We start from the raw sequence: 20249 nt of genomic DNA, 5'->3' as shown, positions 1-20249 counted from the left end.
CTTCTGCTCTCCGACCGCGACCCGCGCCCTGCGACTCGCGAGCGAAGCACGGAGCCGCACCCGTGCGCGCAGGCGGTCGAACGCCGATAATTTCGCCATGCCGCGCACACACGAGGCACACCCTCTCGATCCCGCCCCGCCCCGGCCCGACCCGGCCCGACCCGGCCCGATCCGGCCCGATCCGCAAGAACCCTGTCCAGAGACTCGCCCGTCCACCTCACCAGGAGGTACCCATGAGGATGCTGATCAACGTCCCGGAGACCGTCGTCGCCGACGCGTTGCGCGGGATGGCCGCCGCGCATCCCGAGCTGACCGTGGACGTGGAGCGGCGGGTCGTGGTGCGGCGGGACGCGCCCGTGGCGGGGAAGGTGGCGCTGGTGTCCGGCGGCGGGTCCGGGCACGAGCCGTTGCACGGCGGGTTCGTGGGGCCCGGCATGCTCGCCGCCGCATGCCCCGGTGAGGTCTTCACGTCCCCGGTCCCGGATCAGATGGTGCGGGCCGCCGCCGCGGTCGACAGTGGTGCCGGGGTGCTGTTCGTCGTCAAGAACTACACCGGGGACGTGCTGAACTTCGAGATGGCGGCAGAGCTGGCCGAGGACGAGGGGATCCAGGTCGCCAAGGTGCTCGTGAACGACGACGTGGCGGTGAGGGACAGCCTCCACACGGCGGGGCGGCGCGGTACCGGGGCCACGCTGTTCGTGGAGAAGATCGCCGGGGCCGCCGCCGAGGAGGGGGCCCCGCTGGAGCGCGTGGAGTCGATCGCCCGCCGGGTGAACGAGCGGTCCCGCTCCTTCGGGGTGGCCCTGAGCGCCTGCGCCACCCCCGCCAAGGGCGGCCCCACCTTCGACCTCCCGGACGGGGAGCTGGAGTTGGGCGTCGGCATCCACGGCGAGCCGGGCCGCGAGCGGCGGGCCATGATGACCTCGCGGGAGATCGCGGACTTCACCGTCGACGCCGTCCTGGAGGACCTGCGCCCGTCCGGTCCGGTCCTCGCCCTGGTGAACGGGATGGGCGCGACCCCGCTCCTGGAGCTGTACGGCTTCAACGCCGAGGTGCAGCGGGTGCTCACCGAGCGCGGGGTGCCGGTGGCCCGGACGCTGGTGGGGAACTACGTGACCTCGCTCGACATGGCGGGCTGCTCGGTGACCCTGTGCGAGGCGGACGAGGAGCTGCTGCGCCTGTGGGACGCGCCCGTACGGACCCCCGCCCTGCGCTGGGGACTGTGAGGCGGAGGGTGGAGCGACGGACGACGGCACGGGAGTGGGAGACGGCATGACGGAGACCTACGGCGCGGAGTTCCTGACGCGCTGGCTGGCGGCGGTGGCCGGGAGCGTCGGCCGCGAGGCGGACCGGCTCACCGAGCTGGACTCGGCGATCGGCGACGCCGACCACGGCGCCAATCTGAAGCGGGGGTTCGCCGCCGTGGCCGAGACCCTGGCGAAGGAGCCGCCCGGGACGCCCGGCGCGGTCCTCACCACCGCCGGACGGCAGCTGATCTCCACGGTGGGCGGCGCGTCCGGACCGCTGTACGGGACGCTCCTCCGGCGCGCGGGGAAGGCCCTCGGCGACGACGGGCGGGTCGGCCGGGAGCGGCTCGCGGAGGCGCTCGGCGCCGGTGTGGAGGCCGTGTCGCAGCTGGGCGGGGCCCAGGTGGGCGACAAGACGATGCTGGACGCGCTCGTACCGGCCGTGGAGGCGCTGCGGGAGTCGTTCGCGGCGGCCCGCGCCGCCGCCGACGAGGGCGCCGTCGCGACCGTGCCCCTGCGGGCGCGCAAGGGCAGGGCGAGTTATCTGGGCGAGCGGTCGATCGGGCACCAGGACCCGGGGGCGGCCTCGTCGGCCCTGCTGTTCGCGGCGCTCGCCGAGACGGCGGCCGCGGAAGAGGCCGTGGAAGGGGAGGAGGCATGAGCCCGTCGGAAGCGGACGGCGCGGCGCCCGTCGGCGTGGTGCTCGTCTCGCACAGCGCGTCGGTCGCCTCGGCGGTGGCCGAGCTGGCCCTGGGGCTCGCGGGCGGCGAGGGGCCGCCCCTGGTGCTCCCGGCGGGCGGGACCCCGGACGGCGGTCTGGGGACGAGCTCCGAGCTGATCGGCGCGGCGGCGAGGGCCGTCGACCGGGGTGCCGGAGTGGCGCTCCTGGCCGACCTGGGCAGCGCCGTGCTCACCGTGAAGGCGATGCTGGCCGAGGGTGACGAGCTGCCCGGGGGCTCCCGCCTGGTGGACGCGCCCTTCGTCGAGGGCGCGGTCGCCGCGGTGGTGACGGCGAGCGCGGGCGGGGACCTCGACGCGGTGGTGGCCGCGGCCTCGGAGGCGTACTCCTACCGGAAGGCGTGAGCCCCGGCGGGGATGCGGGCCCGGGGGCCAAGGGTCCCGGGGCCCTAAGATCCAGGGATCCTAAGATCCCGGGGCCCTAAGATCCCAGGGGCCCGCGCTCCCGCCCGGGTGCCTCCGCCCCTCCCCCGCCCTGCCACCGCACATCTGTTACCGAGTAGTAGACATCACGCCCCGATTCTTCTGCAACTAGTTGCAGAACCCGCAGGGGTCCCCTACAACAGGGGGTGACGATCCTGCGCGAGGAGGCGCCCTCATGACCCCGTACCCGCATCTGCTGAGCCCGCTCGACCTCGGGTTCACCACCCTGCCCAACCGGGTGATCATGGGCTCGATGCACGTCGGTCTGGAGGAGGCCGAGCACGGGTTCGAGCGCATGGCCGCCTTCTACGCCGAGCGCGCCCGCGGCGGCGTGGGCCTGATCGTCACCGGTGGCATCGCGCCCAACGAGGCCGGCCGGCCCTGGGACGGCGGGGCCAAGCTCACCACCGCCGAGGAGGTCGCCGAGCACCGGCTCATCACCGACGCCGTGCACCGGGAGGGCGGCCGGATCGCGATGCAGATCCTGCACTTCGGCCGGTACGCGTACCACCCCGCCCTGGTCGCGCCCAGCGCCCTCAAGGCCCCCATCAGTCCCTTCCCGCCGAACGAGCTGACCGACGCCGAGGTCGAGCAGACCGTCGAGGACTACGTCCGCTGCGCCGAGCTCGCCCGGGAGGCCGGGTACGACGGCGTCGAGGTGATGGGCTCCGAGGGCTACCTCGTCAACGAGTTCATCGCCGCCGCGACCAACCGGCGCACCGACCGCTGGGGCGGCTCGTACGAGAACCGCGTCCGCTTCCCGCTGGAGATCGTCCGCCGGATCCGCGAGCGGGTCGGCGAGGACTTCATCCTCGTCTACCGCCTCTCGATGCTGGACCTCGTCCCCGGCGGCTCCACCCTGGAGGAGGTCGTCCGGCTGGCCAAGGAGATCGAGGCCGCCGGCGCCACCATCATCAACACCGGCATCGGCTGGCACGAGGCGCGCATCCCCACCATCGCCACCTCCGTGCCGCGCGGCGCCTACACCTGGGTGACGAAGAGGCTGATGGGCGAGGTCTCCGTCCCGCTCGTCACCAGCAACCGCATCAACACCCCCGAGGTCGCCGAGGAGATCCTCGCCGACGGGCGCGCCGACCTGGTCTCCCTGGCCCGCCCGTTCCTGGCCGACCCGGACTTCGTCGCCAAGGCCACGGCCGGCCGTGCCGACACCATCAACACCTGCATCGGCTGCAACCAGGCCTGCCTGGACCACACCTTCAGCCTGAAGATCACCTCCTGCCTGGTCAACCCGCGCGCCTGCCACGAGACCGAGCTCGTCCTCTCCCCCACCCGCCGCGCCAAGCGGATCGCGGTGGTCGGCGCGGGCCCGGCCGGGCTCGCCTGCGCGGTGTCGGCGGCCGAACGCGGCCACGCCGTCACCCTCTTCGACGCCGCCGCCGAGATCGGCGGCCAGCTCAACGTCGCCAAGCGGGTGCCGGGCAAGGACGAGTTCGACGAGACGCTGCGCTACTTCCGCGTCCAGCTCGACGAGCGCGGTGTCGAGGTGCGCCTGAACACCCCGGTCGCGGCGTCCGACCTGGACGGCTACGACGAGGTCGTGGTCGCCACCGGCGTCTCCCCGCGCACCCCCGCCATCGAGGGCGTGGACCACCCGAGCGTCGTCAGCTACCTGGACGTGCTGCGGGACGGCGCGCCGGTCGGCGAGCGGGTCGCGGTCATCGGCGCCGGCGGCATCGGCTTCGACGTCGCGGAGTTCCTCACGGACGGCGGGGAGGGCGCGAGCCGGGACCCCGAGACGTACTTCCGCCAGTGGGGCGTGGACACCTCGTACGAGAACCGGGGCGGGCTGCGGACGCCCGAGCGGAACGCTCCCCCGCGCCAGGTGCACCTGCTCCAGCGCAAGGAGAGCAAGGTCGGCGCGGGGCTGGGCAAGACGACCGGGTGGATCCACCGCACCGAGCTCAAGCACCGCGGCGTGGCCATGGTGGCGGGCGTGACGTACGACCGGATCGACGACGAGGGCCTGCACGTCACGATCGGCGGCGAGGCGCGGCTGCTCCCGGTCGACACGGTCGTGCTCTGCGCGGGCCAGGAGCCACGGCGGGACCTGTACGAGGAGCTGGTGGCCGCAGGCCGCACCGCGCACCTCATCGGCGGCGCGGACGTCGCAGCCGAGCTGGACGCCAAGCGGGCCGTCGACCAGGGCACCCGGCTCGCCGCCGCCCTGTGACCGCCGCGCGGTGACCACCCCCGCCGCGCCCGTCGCGACCGTCGTGACCGCCCCGGTCACGGCGGTCGCGGCGGACCCCCGAACCTAGGATGCGAGCATGTCCCTCCCGCACGCGATCCTCACCGCGCTGCTCGAGAAGCCGTCCTCCGGCCTCGAACTGACGCGCCGCTTCGACAAGTCGATCGGATACTTCTGGTCGGCCACGCACCAGCAGATCTACCGCGAGCTGGGAAGGCTGGAGCAGGCGGGGCACATCCGCGCCCTGCCCGCCCCGGTGCCCGTCCGGGGGCAGCGGAAGGAGTACGAGGTGCTGCCCGCGGGCCGCGCCGAGCTGGGCGACTGGGTCGCCAGGCCCGAGGACCCCAAGCCGATGCGGTCGTCCCTGCTGCTGCGGATGCGGGCGGCCGCGATGGTCGGCGCGACCGGGCTCAGGGCCGAGCTGGAGCGCCACCTCGCCCTGCACCGGGAGCAGTTGGAGGAGTACCTCGCGATCGAGGTCAAGGACTTCCCGGACGAGCGGCGGAGCGCCGAGCCGGACCGGCTGCGCCATCTCGTCCTACACGGCGGGATCGATCTGGAGCGCTTCTGGGTGGAATGGCTGACCGACGCCCTTACGGAACTGGATCGGGAGGGGTAGCCCCGGCGGTCGGGGGCCGGTGCCGGGCGATACTGGGGGCTGCCGGTTCCACGACACGAAAGGGCTGGTATGGCCGACGACTTGGGGCACCGTACGACACGTCACGCGGTGGTCATCGGGGGAAGTCTCGCCGGGCTGCTCGCCGCGCGGGTCCTCGCCGAGCACGCGGAGAGGGTGACGGTCGTCGAGCGCGACCGCCTCCCCGGGGAGCCGGAGGCGAGGCCCGGCGTCCCGCAGGGCCGGCACCTCCACGTCCTCGTCGAGGGCGGACAGCGGGCGCTCGACGAACTGCTCCCCGGCTTCATGGACGAGCTGCGGGGACTCGGCGCGCCGAGGGTGGGCATGCCCGAGGACATGGTCCAGTGGCAGGACGGCAGGTGGTACCGCCGCACGTCCGCCGCCGTGCACTTCTACTCCGGCCCCCGCCCCCAGCTGGAGTGGCTGGTGCGGCGGCGGGTGCTCGCCGATCCGCGGATCGAACTGGTCGAGGGCGTCGAGACCGTGGGCCTGGCCGGCGACTCCTCGCGCGTGCGGGGCGTACGGCTGCGGGAGCGCGGCGCGGGGGCCGGCGGGGAGACCCGTACCCTGGCGGCCGATCTCGTGGTGGACGCCTCCGGGCGGTCCACGAAGGCCGCGGACTGGCTGACCGGCATCGGCGCGGAGGCGCCGCACGAGGAGACCCTCGACACGGGTCTGGCGTACGCCACCCGGGTCTACGGGTCCCCGGCTGGCGGCCCGGACACGGACGCCCTCGGCTACTACGTCGTGCCGAACCCCTCACAGCCGTACGGCGGTGTGGTGCTGCCGCTCGGCGACGGGCGGCACCTGGTCACCCTCTCGGGGCTGCGCGGCGACGAACCGCCCACCGAGGAGGGCGCGTTCGAGGAGTACGCCAAGCGGCTGCCGCACCCGGTGATCAGCGACTGGCTGGCCCGGACGGAGCCGGAGTCACCGGTGTACGGCTTCCGGCAGACCGCCAACGTCCGGCGCCGGTACGACCGTCCGGGGCGCCGCCCGGCGGGCTTCCTCGCCACCGGTGACGCGCTGTGCGCCTTCAACCCGATCTACGGGCAGGGGATGGCGGTCGCCGCGCTCGACGCGGTCGCGCTGCGCCGGGCGCTCGCGGACTCCGGGCGGACGCCGACGACCCGGGTGGTGCAGCGGGCGCTCCTGGACGCCTCGCGGCAGGCCTGGGACATCTCGGCGGGGTCCGACCGGAAGATGCCCGGCGCGACCGGTGACGCGGTGCGCTCCGGGACGCTGGACCGGGCGGTCGGCTGGTACCTGGACCGGGTGCTCGGCCGGGTCTCGGGCGACCCGGTGGTGGGGACGCCGTTCCGCGCGGCGATCGCCCTGACCGGTCCGCTGACGGCCCTGTTCGCCCCGTCGGTGGCCCGGGCGGTGCTCTTCGGGCCGCCCTTCGAGACGCCCGCCGAACCGCCGCTGCGGCGCGACGCGTAGGCCTTCCCGGTGAGGCCCCCGGGTGCCCGGGCCGACGGCGGCCGCCGTCCGGTTCAGGCGACGGGGGCCGCCGCGATCATGCCGGCGGCGATGGCCGCGCCGAGCGCCGCGTAGTCGTCGGCGTTCTGGTGGGCGTAGGCGAGGGCGAAGTCGGCGACGGCGCGGTCGAAGACGTCCGAGCCGCCGAGGTAGGCGGCGATGGCGACGCGGTCCCCGGAGCGGGCGTGGGCGCGGGCCAGGGCCCGGCCGCAGAGCCGCGCGTAGTCCCGCAGGGTGGCCGGGGACATGGTCTCCACCTCGGCCGAGCCCTTCATGTCGCGCAGTTGGCGCCAGTAGAAGTGGCGCTGTTCGGGGCCGGTCATCCAGCCGAGGAAGATGTCGCCGGCGGCCTGGACGATCCGCTGGCCGCAGACGACCCGCTGTCCCTGGTGGGGGTAGGCGGTCGGTGCCAGGTACTCCTCCAGGACGGAGTGGCCGGCCTCCTTGATCTGGAGGATGAGCGGGTCGCCCTCGTCGCGGCCTTCGAGGAGGAGGACGAAGCAGCGGGTGCCGACGCTGCCGACCCCGACGACCTTGCGGGCGGCGTCGAGGAAGCGGTAGCGGTCGAGGAGGAGCCGCCGTTCCTCGGCGAGGGAGCTGCGGTAGTCGCTGAAGACCTTGCCGAGGGTGATCCGGTCGATGTCCGTGGTGCGTTCGAGGAGCGGCGGGTCTTCGACGAGGTGCCGGTGCCCGGTCGCGTCCGCCTCGGTGAGCTTGGCGAACGCCTGGAGACTGGTGCGCCGGCGGGCGCGGGCGAGCCGGTTCTCCAGGCGGGCGCGGTCGCTGCGGTGGACCAGGGCCAGGAGGTCGTCGGCGGCGATCCGCTCGTACCAGACGTCGAGTTCCCCGAGGCCGGCGAGGCGGCGCATGGACGTGCGGTACGACTCGACGGCGACGAGGGCGGCGCGGCGGGCCTTGGGCCGGGTGCCGCCGTTCTGGAGGGCGGCGACGGTGATGCTCGCGGCGAGCCGCTTCACGTCCCATTCGAAGGGCCCGGGGAGGGTCTCGTCGAAGTCGTTCACGTCGAAGAGGAGCGTCCGTTCGGGTGAGGCGTAGACGCCGAAGTTGAGGAGGTGGGCGTCGCCGCAGAGCTGGACGGTGAGTCCGGTGTCGGGCTGGGCGCCGAGGTCGGCGGCCATGACGGCGGCGGCGCCGCGCAGGAACGCGAAGGGGGAGGCCACCATCCTGCCGTACCGGAGGGGGACGAGGTCGGGCAGCCGGTCCTGGGCCTGGCGCTCCAGGACGCCCAGCGGATCGGGGCGCTGGGAGCTGGGTATCCAGCGGCCGTGGGAGGATCGGGAGACGTGCTTGCGGGCCTCCCTGCCCCGTGCGGCGCGCTCCGACGACGTCGTCATCCGGCCTCACCCGCCTCCTCCGCCGGGGCGGACTCGCCCCCGTCACCTGGAACCTCATTACAAGGCGCAACGCGCGTTTCGGCCACTCTTTCCGCCGGGACTGGCAAAATGGTTTAGACCAATGATAGGAATTGATCACCCATACGGCCCATGCGGTCACGCTGAGCAAAGAGAGGGTTGATCATGGCCGAGCCCGATTCCGGGGCGGCGGCGGAAGTGCCGCTCTACCTCCGGGTCGCCGCCGCCCTGCGTGAGGATCTCGCCCAGCGGCGCATCTCCCCCGGCAGCCGGCTCCCTTCGGAGCGTTCGCTGTCCCAGCGATACCACGTCAACCGGCAGACCGTGCGGAGCGCGCTCCAGCTCCTGCGCGACGAGGGGCTCGTCGTCACCGACCGGCGCGGCACCTTCGCCGCGGGGCCGGGGGCGGAGGCCGGTGCCGAGGAGCCCGGACCCGCCCCGAGGGTCCACCGGCCGAGCTTTCCCGGCGGGCCCCGCGCGGCGGGAACGCTGGTGCGGGCCTCGCTCGCCTGGGAGCCGGCGCCCGTCCCGCTCGCCCCGCGCCTCCTGCTCGCCCCCGGCGAACCGACGCTCGTCCACCGGCACGCGGTGCTCGATCCGCGGGGAGCGGCGCTCCAGCGGGCGGTGTCGTGGTTCTCCCGGCCGGCGCTCGCCGAGATCCCCCAGCTGGCCCGCTACCGGCGGGGCCGGGACCACCGGCAGCAGCCCGATCTGCGGCTCCTCTACCACTGGATGCACCAGGCGGGGCTGCGGGTCGTCCACCGGGAGTCGGTGGGCGTCCCCGCCGACCCCGGGACGGCGGCCGGCGGCACGGCCCGACTGCTGGTCCACCGGGTGGTCAGCGACCAGCACGGGCGCGCCCTGGAGATCACCGACATCGATGTCGCGGCCCGCTCGGCCGCCTGGACCTACGAGTTCAGCGCCTGAGGACGCGGACACGGGGACGCCCGGGCGGCGACGGGCCGGCCCGGGCGTTCCCGTGCGAAGCTTTCCGTACGAGACCCCGGTGCCCGGCCGGCGGATCGGGGCGGGGCCCCGGGACCTGTCCGGCGGATCGGGATCCGGTGGGTCCTAGACGATCCCCTCCGCGATGTCCGCCTCCTCGCGGGCCGTGCCGTACGCGGTCGGCGTGCCGTACGAGCGGCGGGCGACGTACCACCAGACGCTGGCCAGGACGAGGACGACGGCGAGGGCGATGACGGCGTAGTTCATGGTGTCGACCGTCACCGGCGACTTCTGCGGCAGGCAGAAGAGGACGGTCACCAGGGCCACCCAGACGACGGCGGTCCAGCCGATCGGCCTGCTCCAGCGGCCCAGGCTCCACGGGCCGGGGGTGAACCGCTTCCCGGCGCGCAGCCGCAGGTAGATCGGGATGGCGTAGGCGGGCGTGATGCCGATGACGTTGATGGCGGTCACCGCGCCGTAGGCGGTGGCCGAGTACAGCGAGGGCACGGCGATGAGCGCGGCCACGCCGACCGAGAGCCAGACGGCCGGGACGGGGGTCTGGGTGCGGGTGCTGACCTTGCGCCAGAGCGCCGAGCCGGGAAGGGCGTTGTCCCGGCTGAAGGCGAAGACCATCCGGCTCGCCGCGGCCACCTCGGCGTTGCCGCAGAAGAGCTGGGCGACGATCACGATGAGCAGCAGGGCGGTGGCCCCGCCGGTGCCGAGCGCGTCCAGGAGGATCTGGGCGGGCGGGACGCCGGTGGCGCTGTTCTGCGTGGCGGCGTAGTCCTGGATCGCGAAGGTCAGTCCGGCGAGCAGGGCGAAGCCGGCGATCCAGGAGACCCAGATGGCCCGCACGATGCCCTTGGCGGCGGCGACGGAGGCGTTCGAGGTCTCCTCGGAGAGGTGGGCCGAGGCGTCGTAGCCGCTGAAGGTGTACTGGGCCAGGAGTAGGCCGATCGCGGCGACGTAGAAGGGGTTGGCCCAGCCGGTGTCGTTGACGAACTCGGTGAAGACGAACTCGGCGGACTGGTGGCGGTCCGGGACGATCGCGAGGGCGCCGACGATGACGGCGACACCGGCCAGGTGCCACCAGACGCTGACGGAGTTCAGGACGCTGACCAGGCGGACGCCGAAGAGGTTCAGGACGGCGTGGAGCAGCAGGATGGCCAGGAAGATGAGGAAGGTCGAGCCGGCCGTGGGCTGGAAGCCCCACTGGAGGTTGAGGAAGGCCCCGGTGAAGAGGGCGGCGCCGTAGTCGATTCCGGCGATGGCGCCGAGCAGGCCGAGGAGGTTCAGCCAGCCGGTGTACCAGCCCCAGCGGCGTCCGCCGAGCCGGTCGGCCATGTAGTAGAGGGCGCCGGAGGTGGGGTAGGCGCTGGTGACCTCGGCGAGGGCGAGGCCGACGCAGAGGACGAAGAGGCCGACGCCCGCCCAGCCCCACAGCATGACGGCGGGGCCGCCGGTCCCCAGGCCGAAGCCGTAGAGGGTCATGCAGCCGGAGAGGACCGAGATGACCGAGAAGCTGATCGCGAAGTTGCCGAAGCCGCCCATGCGGCGGGCGAGGACGGGCTGGTAGCCGAGCTCTCTCAGCCGCTCCTCCTCGTCCTGGACGGGCGGTGGCTTGCGTATCGCGTCGGTCGGGGCGTCGGTGCGGGCCATGGTTCCTCCGGGGACGGAAAACGGGTACGGGGGTGAGCGGAAGGGCGGGCGCGGGCCGGGGCGTCAGTCGCCGAGACAGCGGGCGCGGGCCCGCAGGAAGAACTCCTCGGCGAGGACGCGGTCGTCCGGGCGGGCGGTCCGGTCGGCCCACGGCAGCGTCGTGTAGTACGGCCCGAGCGCCTCGAAGACCCGGGTGGCGTCGGTGAAGCGGAGGGCGCCGAAGAGGGCGTGCGCCAGGTGGTTGAGGTCGAGCAGGGAGGCCTCGTCGACGGCGCAGAAGAAGAACCAGGTATCCAGGGCCCGCTGGGCGTCGCGCACGGCGTCCTCGGCGACCCAGTGCAGGTCGAGGGCGCGCTCGTGGCCGCGCTCGCGCCGGTAGCGCTCGACGCGCACGTAGAGCGGAAGGGCGTGCAGGGCGGAGCCGACGGGCGCGGAGGAGGCGGCCCAGTGGGAGTAGTTGACGGCTTCGGAGAGCGGTCCGGAGCGCCGGGCGTAGACGAACTGGAGCATGCGGTGGTGCGCCTCGCGGTTGTACGGGTGGCGCTTCTCCGACTCGGCGAGCAGGCCCCAGGGGCCGGGCGGCAGCATGGGGGCGGGCGGGGCGACCCGGTGCTCGGCCAGGTGCTGGGGGCCGTCGAGGGCGGCGAGGGCGAGCAGTCCGATCCAGGGCACCGGATCGGCGGGCGAGCGGTCGACCGCCTCGTGGCAGGCGGCCCTGGCCTCCTGCCACAGCTGCCCGGCGCGGGCGTGGCCGGAGCGGTGGGCGCGTACGGCCCGCTCGACGGCGACGCGGCTGTGCATCACGGCCGCGGCGGGGCTCCCGGGCTCCTCGTCGCGCCAGGTGCGGACGACGTCGGTGCCGGCGGCGACGGCAGCGAGGACCTGGGTGCGCCGGGTCCAGGCACCCCAGTCGGAGGTCTCTTCGAGCAGTCGGGCCATGGCCACCCAGCGGCCGGTGCGTAAGTCCTGGAGTGCCTGGCGCAGGGCGTGGTCGTGGCCCGCCGGGTGGTAGACGGGCCGGAAGCCTTGGCCGGCCATCAGGGGGCGGGGCGTGGTGTGGGCGGCATGGTTCCTCGGTGGATGGGGAGGGGTGGTCAGCCCCGTGGACGGTGTCCCGGCCGTTGATCGGCGATCACTATAGAGCGCTCTGGACCAGCCCGGTCCACTTTCTTTCTCCACGGCAACTATTAAGACAACGACTGAATTTGACTTACTGTCAGGTAGGGCGGTGGACCTGACGGGGTCGCCCGGCGGCGCTTGACGGAGCCCTCCGGCGGCGGCACCCTGACCCTTTTCGGTGAGCGGACGATCACCGAACGGGACTATTGACAGGAGCGGCAGGATGACGGGCGGCCCGGTACTCGCCGTCGATCAGGGCACGTCGGGCACGAAGGCCCTCGTCCTGTGTCCGGAACGCGGTGTCCTCGGCAGCGGCACGGCACCGGTCCGGCCCCGGTACCTGCCGGGCGGCCTGGTCGAGGTCGACCCGCGCGAGCTGTACGACTCCGTGGTCGCCGCGGGACGGGCGGCGCTCGCCGAGGCGGGCGCACCGGTCGTCGCCGTGGGCCTCGCCAACCAGGGCGAGACCGTGCTCGCCTGGGACCCCGCCACCGGCGCACCGCTCACCGACGCGCTCGTCTGGCAGGACCGCAGGGCCGCCGGGATCTGCGCGGAACTCGCGCCGCGCGCGGAGGAGCTGCGCCGTCTGACCGGCCTCCCGGTGGACCCCTACTTCGCCGCGCCGAAGATGGCCTGGATCCGCCGCCACGCCACCGGCGCGGGCGCCGTCACCACCAGTGACGCCTGGCTCGTCCACCGGCTCACCGGCGCCTTCGTCACCGACGCGGCGACCGCCGGGCGCACCGGGCTCCTCGACCTCGACACGGTCTCCTGGTCGCGGACCGCCCTCGACCTGTACGGACTCGGCGGCGAGCCGCTGCCCCGGGTGGTGGACTGCGACGCACCCGTGGGCACCACGACCGCCTTCGGCCCGCCGCTCCCCCTCACCGGCCTCCTGGTGGACCAGCAGGCGGCGCTGCTCGCGCAGAGCGCCGACGACCCGGCCGCCGCCAAGTGCACGTACGGCACGGGGGCCTTCCTGCTCGCGCAGACCGGTCCCGAGCCGCTGCGGGCCGCCTCGGGCCTGGTGGGCTGTGTCGCCTGGCGGCTCGGCGGCCGGGTCACCCACTGCCTGGACGGCCAGGTGTACACGGTGGCGTCGGCCGTCCGCTGGCTCACCGACCTCGGCGTGATCGCCGGGGCCGGCGACCTCGACGCGGTCGGCGGCGCCGTCCCGGACAGCGGCGGCGTCACGTTCGTCCCCGCGTTCGCGGGGCTCGCCGCGCCCTGGTGGCGGGGGGACGTGCGCGGCTCGCTCACCGGCCTCGGCCTGGACACGGGCCCCGGGCAGCTGGTCCGGGCCCTGTGCGAGGGCATCGCCGCCCAGGTCGTGGAGCTCGCCTCGGCCGCGGCGGCGGACCGGGGCACGCCGCTGACCTCGCTGCGCGCCGACGGCGGCCTGACCCGGAGCGCGCTCCTCATGCAGACCCAGGCGGACCTGCTGCAACGGCCCGTCGAGGTCTCCGCCCTGCCCGACGCCACGGCCCTCGGGGCCGGCGCGGTCGCCCGCCTGGGCCGCTACCCGGGGCTCGCGCTCCGGGAGGCGGTACCGGAGTGGAAGCCGTCGGCGGTGTACGAGCCCCGGATCTCCGCCGCCGAGGCGGAGGAGCGCCTCGCGCGGTTCCGTACGGAGGTGGCGGCGCTGCTGGAACGGCCGGGGGCGGCGGAAGGCGACGGAGCCGGGACCGGATGAGGGGCGCGACGGAGGCGGTGACCCCCGGGGAGGTCACCCGGTCGGGCCCCCTTCCCTCCGGCGGGGACGCCGTTCCCTCCGGCGGGGACGCCGTGTACGACGTCGTGGTCGTCGGAGCCGGGGTCGTCGGGGCCGCGATCGCCCGCGCGCTCGCCCGCCACCCGCTGCGGGTCGCCCTCGTGGAGGCCGCGAACGACGTGGGCGACGGCACGTCCAAGGCCAACACGGCCATCCTGCACACCGGTTTCGACGCCGTGCCCGGCACCCTGGAGGCGCGGCTCGTCCGCGAGGGACACCGGCTGTTCACCGCGTACGCGCGGGAGACCGGCATCCCCGTGGAACCGCTCGGCGCCCTGCTCGTCGCCCGGGACGAGCAGCAGCGCGCCGCGCTCCCCGGGCTCGCCGGGAAGGCCGGGCGCAACGGCCACCACGGCACCCGGATCGTCGACGCCGACGAACTGGCCGCACGTGAGCCCCACGTGAGTCCCGGCGCGCTCGCCGCGCTCGACGTGCCGGGCGAGTCGATCGTCTGTCCGTGGACGACCGTCCTCGCGTACGCCACGCAGGCCGTCCGCTCCGGGGCGGACCTGCACCTGAACTGCCGGGTGGAGGAGGTGCGTCCGGGCGATCCGCACCACCGGCTCGTCACCCGGCGCGGCACGCTCCGGACCCGTCACCTCGTCAACGCCTGCGGACTGCACGCCGACGCCTTCGACGCCCTGGTCGGACGCGAGGACTTCACCGTCACCCCGCGCCGGGGCCAGCTGCTCGTCTTCGACAAGTTCGCCCGCGACCTGGTCCGGCACATCCTGCTCCCCGTGCCCGGCCCGCTCGGCAAGGGCGTGCTCGTCTCCCCCACCGTGTACGGGAACGTCATGCTCGGGCCCACCGCCGAGGACCTCGACGACAAGACCGCGACCGGCACGACCGCCGAGGGGATCGCCGGCCTCCTCGAACAGGGCGGCCGGGTGCTCCCCGCGCTGCTCGACGAGGAGGTCACGGCCGTCTACGCGGGGCTGCGGGCCGCCACCGGCCGGGAGGACTACCGGATCGCCGCGCACCCCGCCCTGCGGTACGTGACGGCGGGCGGCATCCGCTCCACGGGGCTCAGCGCCTCCCTGGCGATCGCGGAGCACGTGCTCGGCCTGCTGGCCGACTGCGGACTCGACCCGGGACCGGAGCGGCCGCTCGCCCCGGTCCGCGTGCCGAACCTCGGCGAGGCCTTCCCCCGGCCGTACCGGGACGCCGGACTCATCGCCCGGGATCCCGACTTCGGGGCGATCGTCTGCCACTGCGAGCGGGTCACCCGGGGCGAGATCCGGGCCGCGCTCGCCTCGACGATCCCGCCGGGCGGCCTCGACGGGCTGCGGCGCAGGACCCGCGCCCGGGGCGGCCGCTGCCAGGGCACCTTCTGCGGCGCGGAGGTGCGGGCGCTGTTCGAGGGGGCGCGGTCATCGAGGAGGAAGGACGGAGGGGGCGGCCGGTGAACCGTACGGTCGACGTGCTCGTCGTGGGCGCGGGACCCGCCGGGCTCGCCGCCGCCGCCCGGCTCGCGGCGGCGGGCGCGGGCCGCGTCGAGGTCCTGGAGCGGGAACCGGCCGCGGGCGGGGTCCCGCGCCACTGCGCGCGCCCGGGGTTCGGGGCGGACGCGCGGGGACGGCCCCTGGACGGTCCCGGCTACGCGCGGCGCGCGGTGCGTGAGGCGGTGCGGGCCGGGGCCGTCGTCCGGACCGGCGTCTCGGCCACGGGCTGGGCCGGACCGCTCGCCCTGGACGTCACCTCGCCCGCCGGGCTCGAACGGATCGGGGCGCGCGCGGTGGTCCTCGCCACCGGGGCGCGCGAACGGCCCCGCAGCGCCCGGCTCGTTCCCGGGACACGGCCCGCCGGGGTGCTGACCACGGGCGAACTCCAGCGGACGGTGGCGCTGCTCGGGGCGCGACCGGAGCACGTGGGCCGACGGGCGGTGGTCGTCGGGGACGGTCCGGTGGCCCGGAACGCGGTGTGGACGCTGCGCTCGGCGGGCGTGGAGGTGGCGGCGGTCGTCACCGAACTGCCCGTTTCCACCACCGCGTTCGGTGCCGTGCCCGTGCTCACCGGCACGGTCGTGACGGAGCTGCTCGGGCGCGGCCGGCTGACGGGGGTCGCGGTCCGGGGGCGGGACGGCCGGGCGTCCGTCCTGCGGTGCGACACGGTGGTCCTCACCGGCGACTGGATCCCCGACCACGAACTCGCCCGCGCCCGCGGGCTGCCGCTCGCGCCGGGCACGCGGGGCCCGGTGACCGACGGCGCCCTCCGCACCGCCGCTCCCGGGGTCTTCGCGGCCGGCGGCCTCCTGCACGGCGGGGAACCGGCCCCGGCCGCCGCCGCCGAGGGCCGGGCGGCGGCCGACGCGGTGCTCGACCACCTCGGCGGCGCTCCCCGGACCGTGGGCACGGCTCCGGTCACGGCGGCGGGGCCGTTGCGGTGGGTGACGCCCGGTCTCCTGGGCGTGGAGGCCACGGCCCTGCTCGTACGGCCCGAGCGGCGTCTCGTACGGCCGGTCCTGACCGTCGCGCAGGACGGTGTGCGGCTGCGGCGGGAGCGGCTGCGCGGAACGCTGGTGCCGTGGCGTTCCGTACGGCTCGGGCCCGGCTGGACGCGCGGAGCGGACCCGGCGGGCGGACCCGTGACGGTCGAAGCGGAGGAGTAGGGAGGAGAGCGACGGGGGCGCGAGGCTCCGGCGGACACGCGCCGGGGCACACCGTCACGGGTGGTTCGGCGGGCTGCGCGGGCGGGGGCCTTCGGAGACACTGGGCCCCATGCCGGTCAAACGCAGCGCGGGTCTCCTGGTCTTCCGCCGGACGGCGGACGGTGGCGTCGAAGTCCTCATCGGCCATATGGGCGGGCCCCTCTGGAAGTCCCGCGAGGAGGGTGCCTGGTCGATCCCCAAGGGGGAGTACGGGCCCGACGAGGCGCCCGGCGCGGCGGCCCGCCGGGAGTTCCGGGAGGAGCTGGGCCTCGCCGCCCCCGAGGGCGACTGGATCGACCTCGGGGAGAGCCGGCAGCGCAACGGGAAGCTCGTCACCGTCTGGGCCGTCGAGGGCGACCTGGATCCGGAGCGGATCGTGCCGGGCACCTTCACCCTGGAGTGGCCGCCCCGCTCCGGCCGCCTGGAGGAGTTCCCGGAGATCGACCGGGTCGGCTGGTTCGCCCCGGAGGCGGCGGCTCCGCTGCTCGTCGTGGGGCAGCAGGCCTTCCTGGAACGGCTGGCCGCCCGGCTCGGCGGGCGGGGCTGAGCCGGATTGTCAGAGGCGTGCGAGAAGGTGGTGGGAGCCGAACTGTCGAGAGGGAGCCCGACATGACCACGATCACCGCCGACGAGCGCGCGGCGGCCCAGGCGTATCTGCGGCTGCTCGAATCCACCCGGGCCGTGCTGACGGATCCGCGCCTCGCCCCGTACGCGGGGGCGATGCTCACCCGTCCGATGGCGGAGGCCGACGAGGCGCTCCGCACGGCCGGCCTCGCCGGGAACGAGGACCGGCTGCTGCGCGTCGTCTCCTCGCTGCGGTCCTTCTCCCCGACGGCGTGGGGCCGGGCGGGCTGAGGCCCCCGCCGGGCGGTCAGCGGGTCAGGCGGACCGGGAGCGTCCGGACGCTGTTGCCGACGAAGCCGGCGTGGCGGGCCAGGCCGTCCTCCGGGACGACCGGGTCCAGGTCGGGGAAGCGGGTGAAGAGCGCCTCCAGGGCGGTCGTGGCCTCCAGGCGGGCGAGCGGGGCGCCCAGGCAGTAGTGGGGGCCGTGGCCGAGGGAGAGGTGTTTGACCGTCGGGGTGCGGGTGACGTCGAAGCGGTCGGCGTCCGGGCCGTGTGCCTTCGTGTCGCGGCCCGCCGCCGAGTACCCGGCCAGGACGGGGGTGCCCCGGGGGACGAGGGTGCCGTCGACGGTGAGGTCGCGGGTCGGGTAGCGGAACGGGAAGTAGCTGACCGGGCTGTCCCAGCGGAGGGTCTCCTCCACCACGTCCGCCCAGGTCGCGCGGCCCGCGAGGACCAGGGCGAGCTGGTCGCGGTGGGCGCAGAGCGCGCGGACCGCGTTGGTGATCAGGTTCAGGGTGGTCTCGTGGCCCGCGACGATCATCAGGAGCAGCGTGCCGATGAGTTCGGGCCCGCTGAGCCGGTCGCCGTCCTCGTCGTGGGCGGCGATGAGGGCGCTGGTGAGGTCGTCGCCGGGGGCGGCGGCCTTGGCGGTGACGACGGAGCCCAGGAGTTCGACGAGTTCCCGGTTGGCGGCGACGGCCCGCGCGGGCTCGGTGTCGGTGGCGACGACCAGGCTGGAAAGGCGGTGCAGCCGGTCCTGGTGGGCCGGGTCGACGCCGAAGAGTTCGCAGATGACGCCGAGCGGCAGCGGCAGCGCGTAGTGCCGGCGCAGGTCGGCGACACCGTCCCCGGCCGCGGCGGCCGCGGCGAGTCCGTCGAGGAGTCCGGCGGTGACCGCCTCGACGCGCGGGCGGAGCTCCTCGACCCGGCGGGCGGTGAAGGCGCTGCTGACCAGGGCGCGCAGCCGGCGGTGGTCGGCGCCGTCCGCGGTGGTCATGCCGGGCACGGTGGCGAAGGTGCGCAGCGGCCAGCCCTCGGGTATGCGGCCCTCGGCGAGGGCGGTGAAGTGCCGGGCGCCCTTGGCGACGTCGGGGTGGGAGAGGAACTCGCGCAGCGCGTCGTGGCCCAGTACCGCCATGCCCTCGACCTCGCCGGGCAGCACCACCGGGACCACGGCGCCCCCGGCGAGCAGTCGCGCGTTGTCCGCGTGCGGGCAGCCGCCCGCCGGGTCCATGCGGTACGGCGGGCGTCCGGAGCCGGTGGCGGGGGCATCGGGGTGCGGTGTGTTCACGTTCACGGAAGGGGCTCCTGTCTGCGGATGTCTGCGGAGACGGGCCGGTGCGGCACGCGAGCGGTCAGATCCTACGGCCAACCGTGCCGATTCCGCGGGGAGTTGTCCGGCGCGGCAGGGCGTCCGGCGAAGCGCACGGCCGGGTGGGGCGGCAGGCCGGGGCTCGGGGACCCCGTACGGAACGGCGGTGCTCCGGTACGGCGGTGAGGGGGCGTCACCCGTGGTCCCCGCGCGCCCGGACCACCCGGTCGGCTCACGACTCGCCGCCGTACGCCACACCCCCTCCCCCGGTCGGCGCACTTCGATCTGCGGGTTCGTCACCTCCTCCCTACGGTGGCCGAATGATCGTCACGTCAGCTGTCCGTCACGCTGCCGCCGGTTCCGCGGCCCTGCTGTTCGTGCTGCCCGTTCCGGCGGCCGTCGCCTCCCCCGCCCCCACGGTCTCGTCCGTCTCCTCCATCCCGTCCGCTCCTTCCGTCTTCCGGGCCTCCGCCGTCGGGGAGCCGACCCCGCCGGTGCGCCGCTACGTCGACCCGGCCCGGCTCGACCAGCGGGGCGTGCAGGTGCAGCCGCTGGCGGGCGCGCCCCGGCTGCCCTCGGCCTCCGCCCTGTCGTGGGTGGTCGCGGACGCGTCCACGGGCGAGGTGCTCGCCGCGCGGGACGCGCACCGGAAGCTGCCGCCGGCCAGCACGCTCAAGGCGCTGTTCGCCCTCACCGCGCTCCCCCACCACGACCCCTCCGATCAGCACACCGTGGCCGATTCCGAGCTGACCGGCATCGGCGCGGGCAGCAGCCTGGTCGGGATCAAGGAGGGGTACACGTACAAGGTCTCGGACCTGTGGAACGGCGTCTTCCTCAGTTCCGGGAACGACGCGGTGCACGTGCTCGCCGCGATGAACGGCGGCTGGGACTCGATGGCCCGGAAGATGCAGGAGAAGGCCCGCTCGCTGGGCGCGAACGACACCCACGTGGTCTCCCCGGACGGCTACGACGCCCCGGGGCAGGTGTCCTCCGCGTACGACCTGGCGGTCTTCGGGCGGGCCGGGCTCCAGGATCCCGCGTTCACCCGCTACTGCTCGACGCGGTATGCGGACTTCCCGGCGGGCTCGTGGTCGTACGGGATCGCCAACACCAACCGGCTCCTGACCGGGGAGAACGGGGTGGACCGCTATCCCGGGCTCATCGGCATCAAGAACGGCTACACGAGCAACGCGGGCAACACGCTGGTCTCCGCGGCCAAGCGGGGCGACCGGACGCTCGTCGTGTCGGTGATGAACCCGCAGGAGGGCGGCGGGTTCGCCGTGTACGAGGAGGCGCGGTCGCTGCTCGACTGGGGCTTCGAGGCGGCGGGGAGCGTCCAGCCGGTGGGTTCGCTGCTGCCGGAGCGCCCGAAGGCCGAGGCGGACGCCCGGGCCGTGGCGGCGGCCCGGGACGGACGGGGCGGTGCCGGGCCGGAGACGGCGCCCCGGGCGGGAACCGCGTCCGCCGAGGCCTCCGGGACGAAGGACGCGCGGCCGGAGGAGACGGGGACGAAGGGCGTGGGAACGAAGGAAGCGGGGACGAAGGACGCCCCCGTGGAGGGCACCCCGGCGCGGAGCGCTCCGGCGTCGGGCTCCTCCGCGCAGGAGGCCCCGGTACGGGGCGCTTCGGCGGAGGACGGCCCCGCGCAGGGCGCACCGGCGAAGGACGGCCGGGCCGGGGACGCCCCCGACGAGGCCTCGGCGGCCTCGGACGCGTCGGCCGGTCTCCCGCTGGGCCTGATCGGCGCGGCCTGCGCGGCGGCGCTCGCCCTGTGGCTGTGGCGGCGCCGGGCGGGCGCCGGCGGCTCCGCGCGGGGGTGAGGGGCGGACGCGCGGCGCCGC

17 protein-coding genes are annotated in these 20249 nt (G+C 75.1%); 13 read left to right on the top strand and 4 right to left on the bottom strand.

Annotation, left to right across the window (positions count from 1 at the left end):
* The first annotated feature begins 233 nt into the window (after positions 1–233).
* The 6 genes from dhaK to AB0398_RS07520 all read left to right on the top strand — a co-directional run bounded on the left by dhaK (position 234) and on the right by AB0398_RS07520 (position 6697).
* Complete coding sequence (gene dhaK / locus AB0398_RS07545) at positions 234–1226, top strand: dihydroxyacetone kinase subunit DhaK (protein ID WP_366372910.1); 993 nt, start codon at positions 234–236, stop codon at positions 1224–1226.
* Between the two features lie 46 nt (positions 1227–1272).
* A complete protein-coding gene (dhaL, locus tag AB0398_RS07540) occupies positions 1273–1908 on the top strand; it encodes a dihydroxyacetone kinase subunit DhaL (protein ID WP_366372909.1) in 636 nt (211 codons plus the stop codon).
* On the top strand, positions 1905–2330 hold the full coding sequence (locus AB0398_RS07535) for a PTS fructose transporter subunit IIA (RefSeq protein ID WP_366372908.1): 426 nt from the start codon (positions 1905–1907) through the stop codon (positions 2328–2330). Before dhaL ends, AB0398_RS07535 begins: the two co-directional genes overlap by 4 nt.
* Positions 2331–2583: 253 nt before the next feature.
* Entirely contained in the window at positions 2584–4599 is a 2016-nt protein-coding gene (locus AB0398_RS07530; RefSeq protein WP_366372907.1) for an NADPH-dependent 2,4-dienoyl-CoA reductase, read from the top strand.
* A 97-nt stretch (positions 4600–4696) separates the two neighbouring features.
* Positions 4697–5236, top strand: coding sequence for a PadR family transcriptional regulator (locus AB0398_RS07525; protein ID WP_366372906.1), 540 nt, complete (start codon positions 4697–4699; stop codon positions 5234–5236).
* Between the two features lie 69 nt (positions 5237–5305).
* On the top strand, positions 5306–6697 hold the full coding sequence (locus tag AB0398_RS07520; RefSeq protein WP_366372905.1) for an FAD-dependent monooxygenase: 1392 nt from the start codon (positions 5306–5308) through the stop codon (positions 6695–6697).
* Between the two features lie 53 nt (positions 6698–6750).
* Here AB0398_RS07520 and AB0398_RS07515 read toward each other — a convergent pair whose 3' ends face one another.
* Positions 6751–8091 (bottom strand): DUF2252 domain-containing protein, encoded by a 1341-nt coding sequence (locus AB0398_RS07515; RefSeq protein WP_366372904.1) that lies wholly within the window; start codon positions 8089–8091, stop codon positions 6751–6753.
* A gap of 183 nt (positions 8092–8274) precedes the next feature.
* Between AB0398_RS07515 and AB0398_RS07510 the strand changes: the two genes are divergently transcribed.
* Positions 8275–9036 carry a GntR family transcriptional regulator gene (locus tag AB0398_RS07510; protein WP_366372903.1) on the top strand — a complete coding sequence of 254 codons (762 nt, stop codon included), beginning with the start codon at positions 8275–8277 and terminating at the stop codon, positions 9034–9036.
* Between the two features lie 144 nt (positions 9037–9180).
* On the opposite strand, the gene AB0398_RS07505 is transcribed toward AB0398_RS07510, so the two are convergent.
* Together AB0398_RS07505 and AB0398_RS07500 are read right to left on the bottom strand one after the other, a co-directional pair.
* Positions 9181–10713 (bottom strand): amino acid permease, encoded by a 1533-nt coding sequence (locus AB0398_RS07505; RefSeq protein WP_366372902.1) that lies wholly within the window; start codon positions 10711–10713, stop codon positions 9181–9183.
* A 63-nt stretch (positions 10714–10776) separates the two neighbouring features.
* Entirely contained in the window at positions 10777–11751 is a 975-nt protein-coding gene (locus tag AB0398_RS07500) for a hypothetical protein (RefSeq protein WP_366372901.1), read from the bottom strand.
* Between the two features lie 304 nt (positions 11752–12055).
* Between AB0398_RS07500 and AB0398_RS07495 the strand changes: the two genes are divergently transcribed.
* The 5 genes from AB0398_RS07495 (at position 12056) to AB0398_RS07475 (ending at position 17108) form a co-directional block, all read left to right on the top strand.
* Entirely contained in the window at positions 12056–13525 is a 1470-nt protein-coding gene (locus AB0398_RS07495) for an FGGY family carbohydrate kinase (protein ID WP_366372900.1), read from the top strand.
* Entirely contained in the window at positions 13522–15012 is a 1491-nt protein-coding gene (locus AB0398_RS07490) for an FAD-dependent oxidoreductase (RefSeq protein WP_366372899.1), read from the top strand. Before AB0398_RS07495 ends, AB0398_RS07490 begins: the two co-directional genes overlap by 4 nt.
* A complete protein-coding gene (locus AB0398_RS07485; RefSeq protein ID WP_366372898.1) occupies positions 15009–16214 on the top strand; it encodes an FAD-dependent oxidoreductase in 1206 nt (401 codons plus the stop codon). The genes AB0398_RS07490 and AB0398_RS07485 overlap by 4 nt, the downstream gene beginning before the upstream one ends.
* A 109-nt stretch (positions 16215–16323) precedes the next feature.
* Positions 16324–16800, top strand: coding sequence for an NUDIX domain-containing protein (locus tag AB0398_RS07480; protein WP_366372897.1), 477 nt, complete (start codon positions 16324–16326; stop codon positions 16798–16800).
* Positions 16801–16862: 62 nt separating this feature from the next.
* Positions 16863–17108 carry a hypothetical protein gene (locus tag AB0398_RS07475; RefSeq protein ID WP_366372896.1) on the top strand — a complete coding sequence of 82 codons (246 nt, stop codon included), beginning with the start codon at positions 16863–16865 and terminating at the stop codon, positions 17106–17108.
* A gap of 16 nt (positions 17109–17124) precedes the next feature.
* On the opposite strand, the gene AB0398_RS07470 is transcribed toward AB0398_RS07475, so the two are convergent.
* Complete coding sequence (locus AB0398_RS07470) at positions 17125–18330, bottom strand: cytochrome P450 (protein WP_366373029.1); 1206 nt, start codon at positions 18328–18330, stop codon at positions 17125–17127.
* A 398-nt stretch (positions 18331–18728) separates the two neighbouring features.
* Here AB0398_RS07470 and AB0398_RS07465 point away from each other — a divergent pair, with 398 nt between their 5' ends.
* A complete protein-coding gene (locus AB0398_RS07465) occupies positions 18729–20228 on the top strand; it encodes a serine hydrolase (RefSeq protein ID WP_366372895.1) in 1500 nt (499 codons plus the stop codon).
* Positions 20229–20249 lie beyond the last annotated feature (21 nt).

Source organism: Streptomyces sp. NPDC086147 (genome assembly GCF_040702165.1).
Classification (GTDB): Bacteria; Actinomycetota; Actinomycetes; order Streptomycetales; family Streptomycetaceae; genus Streptomyces.
Note: the sequence above shows the minus strand (reverse complement) of the source record. Positions and strands in the feature narration are given on the sequence as shown.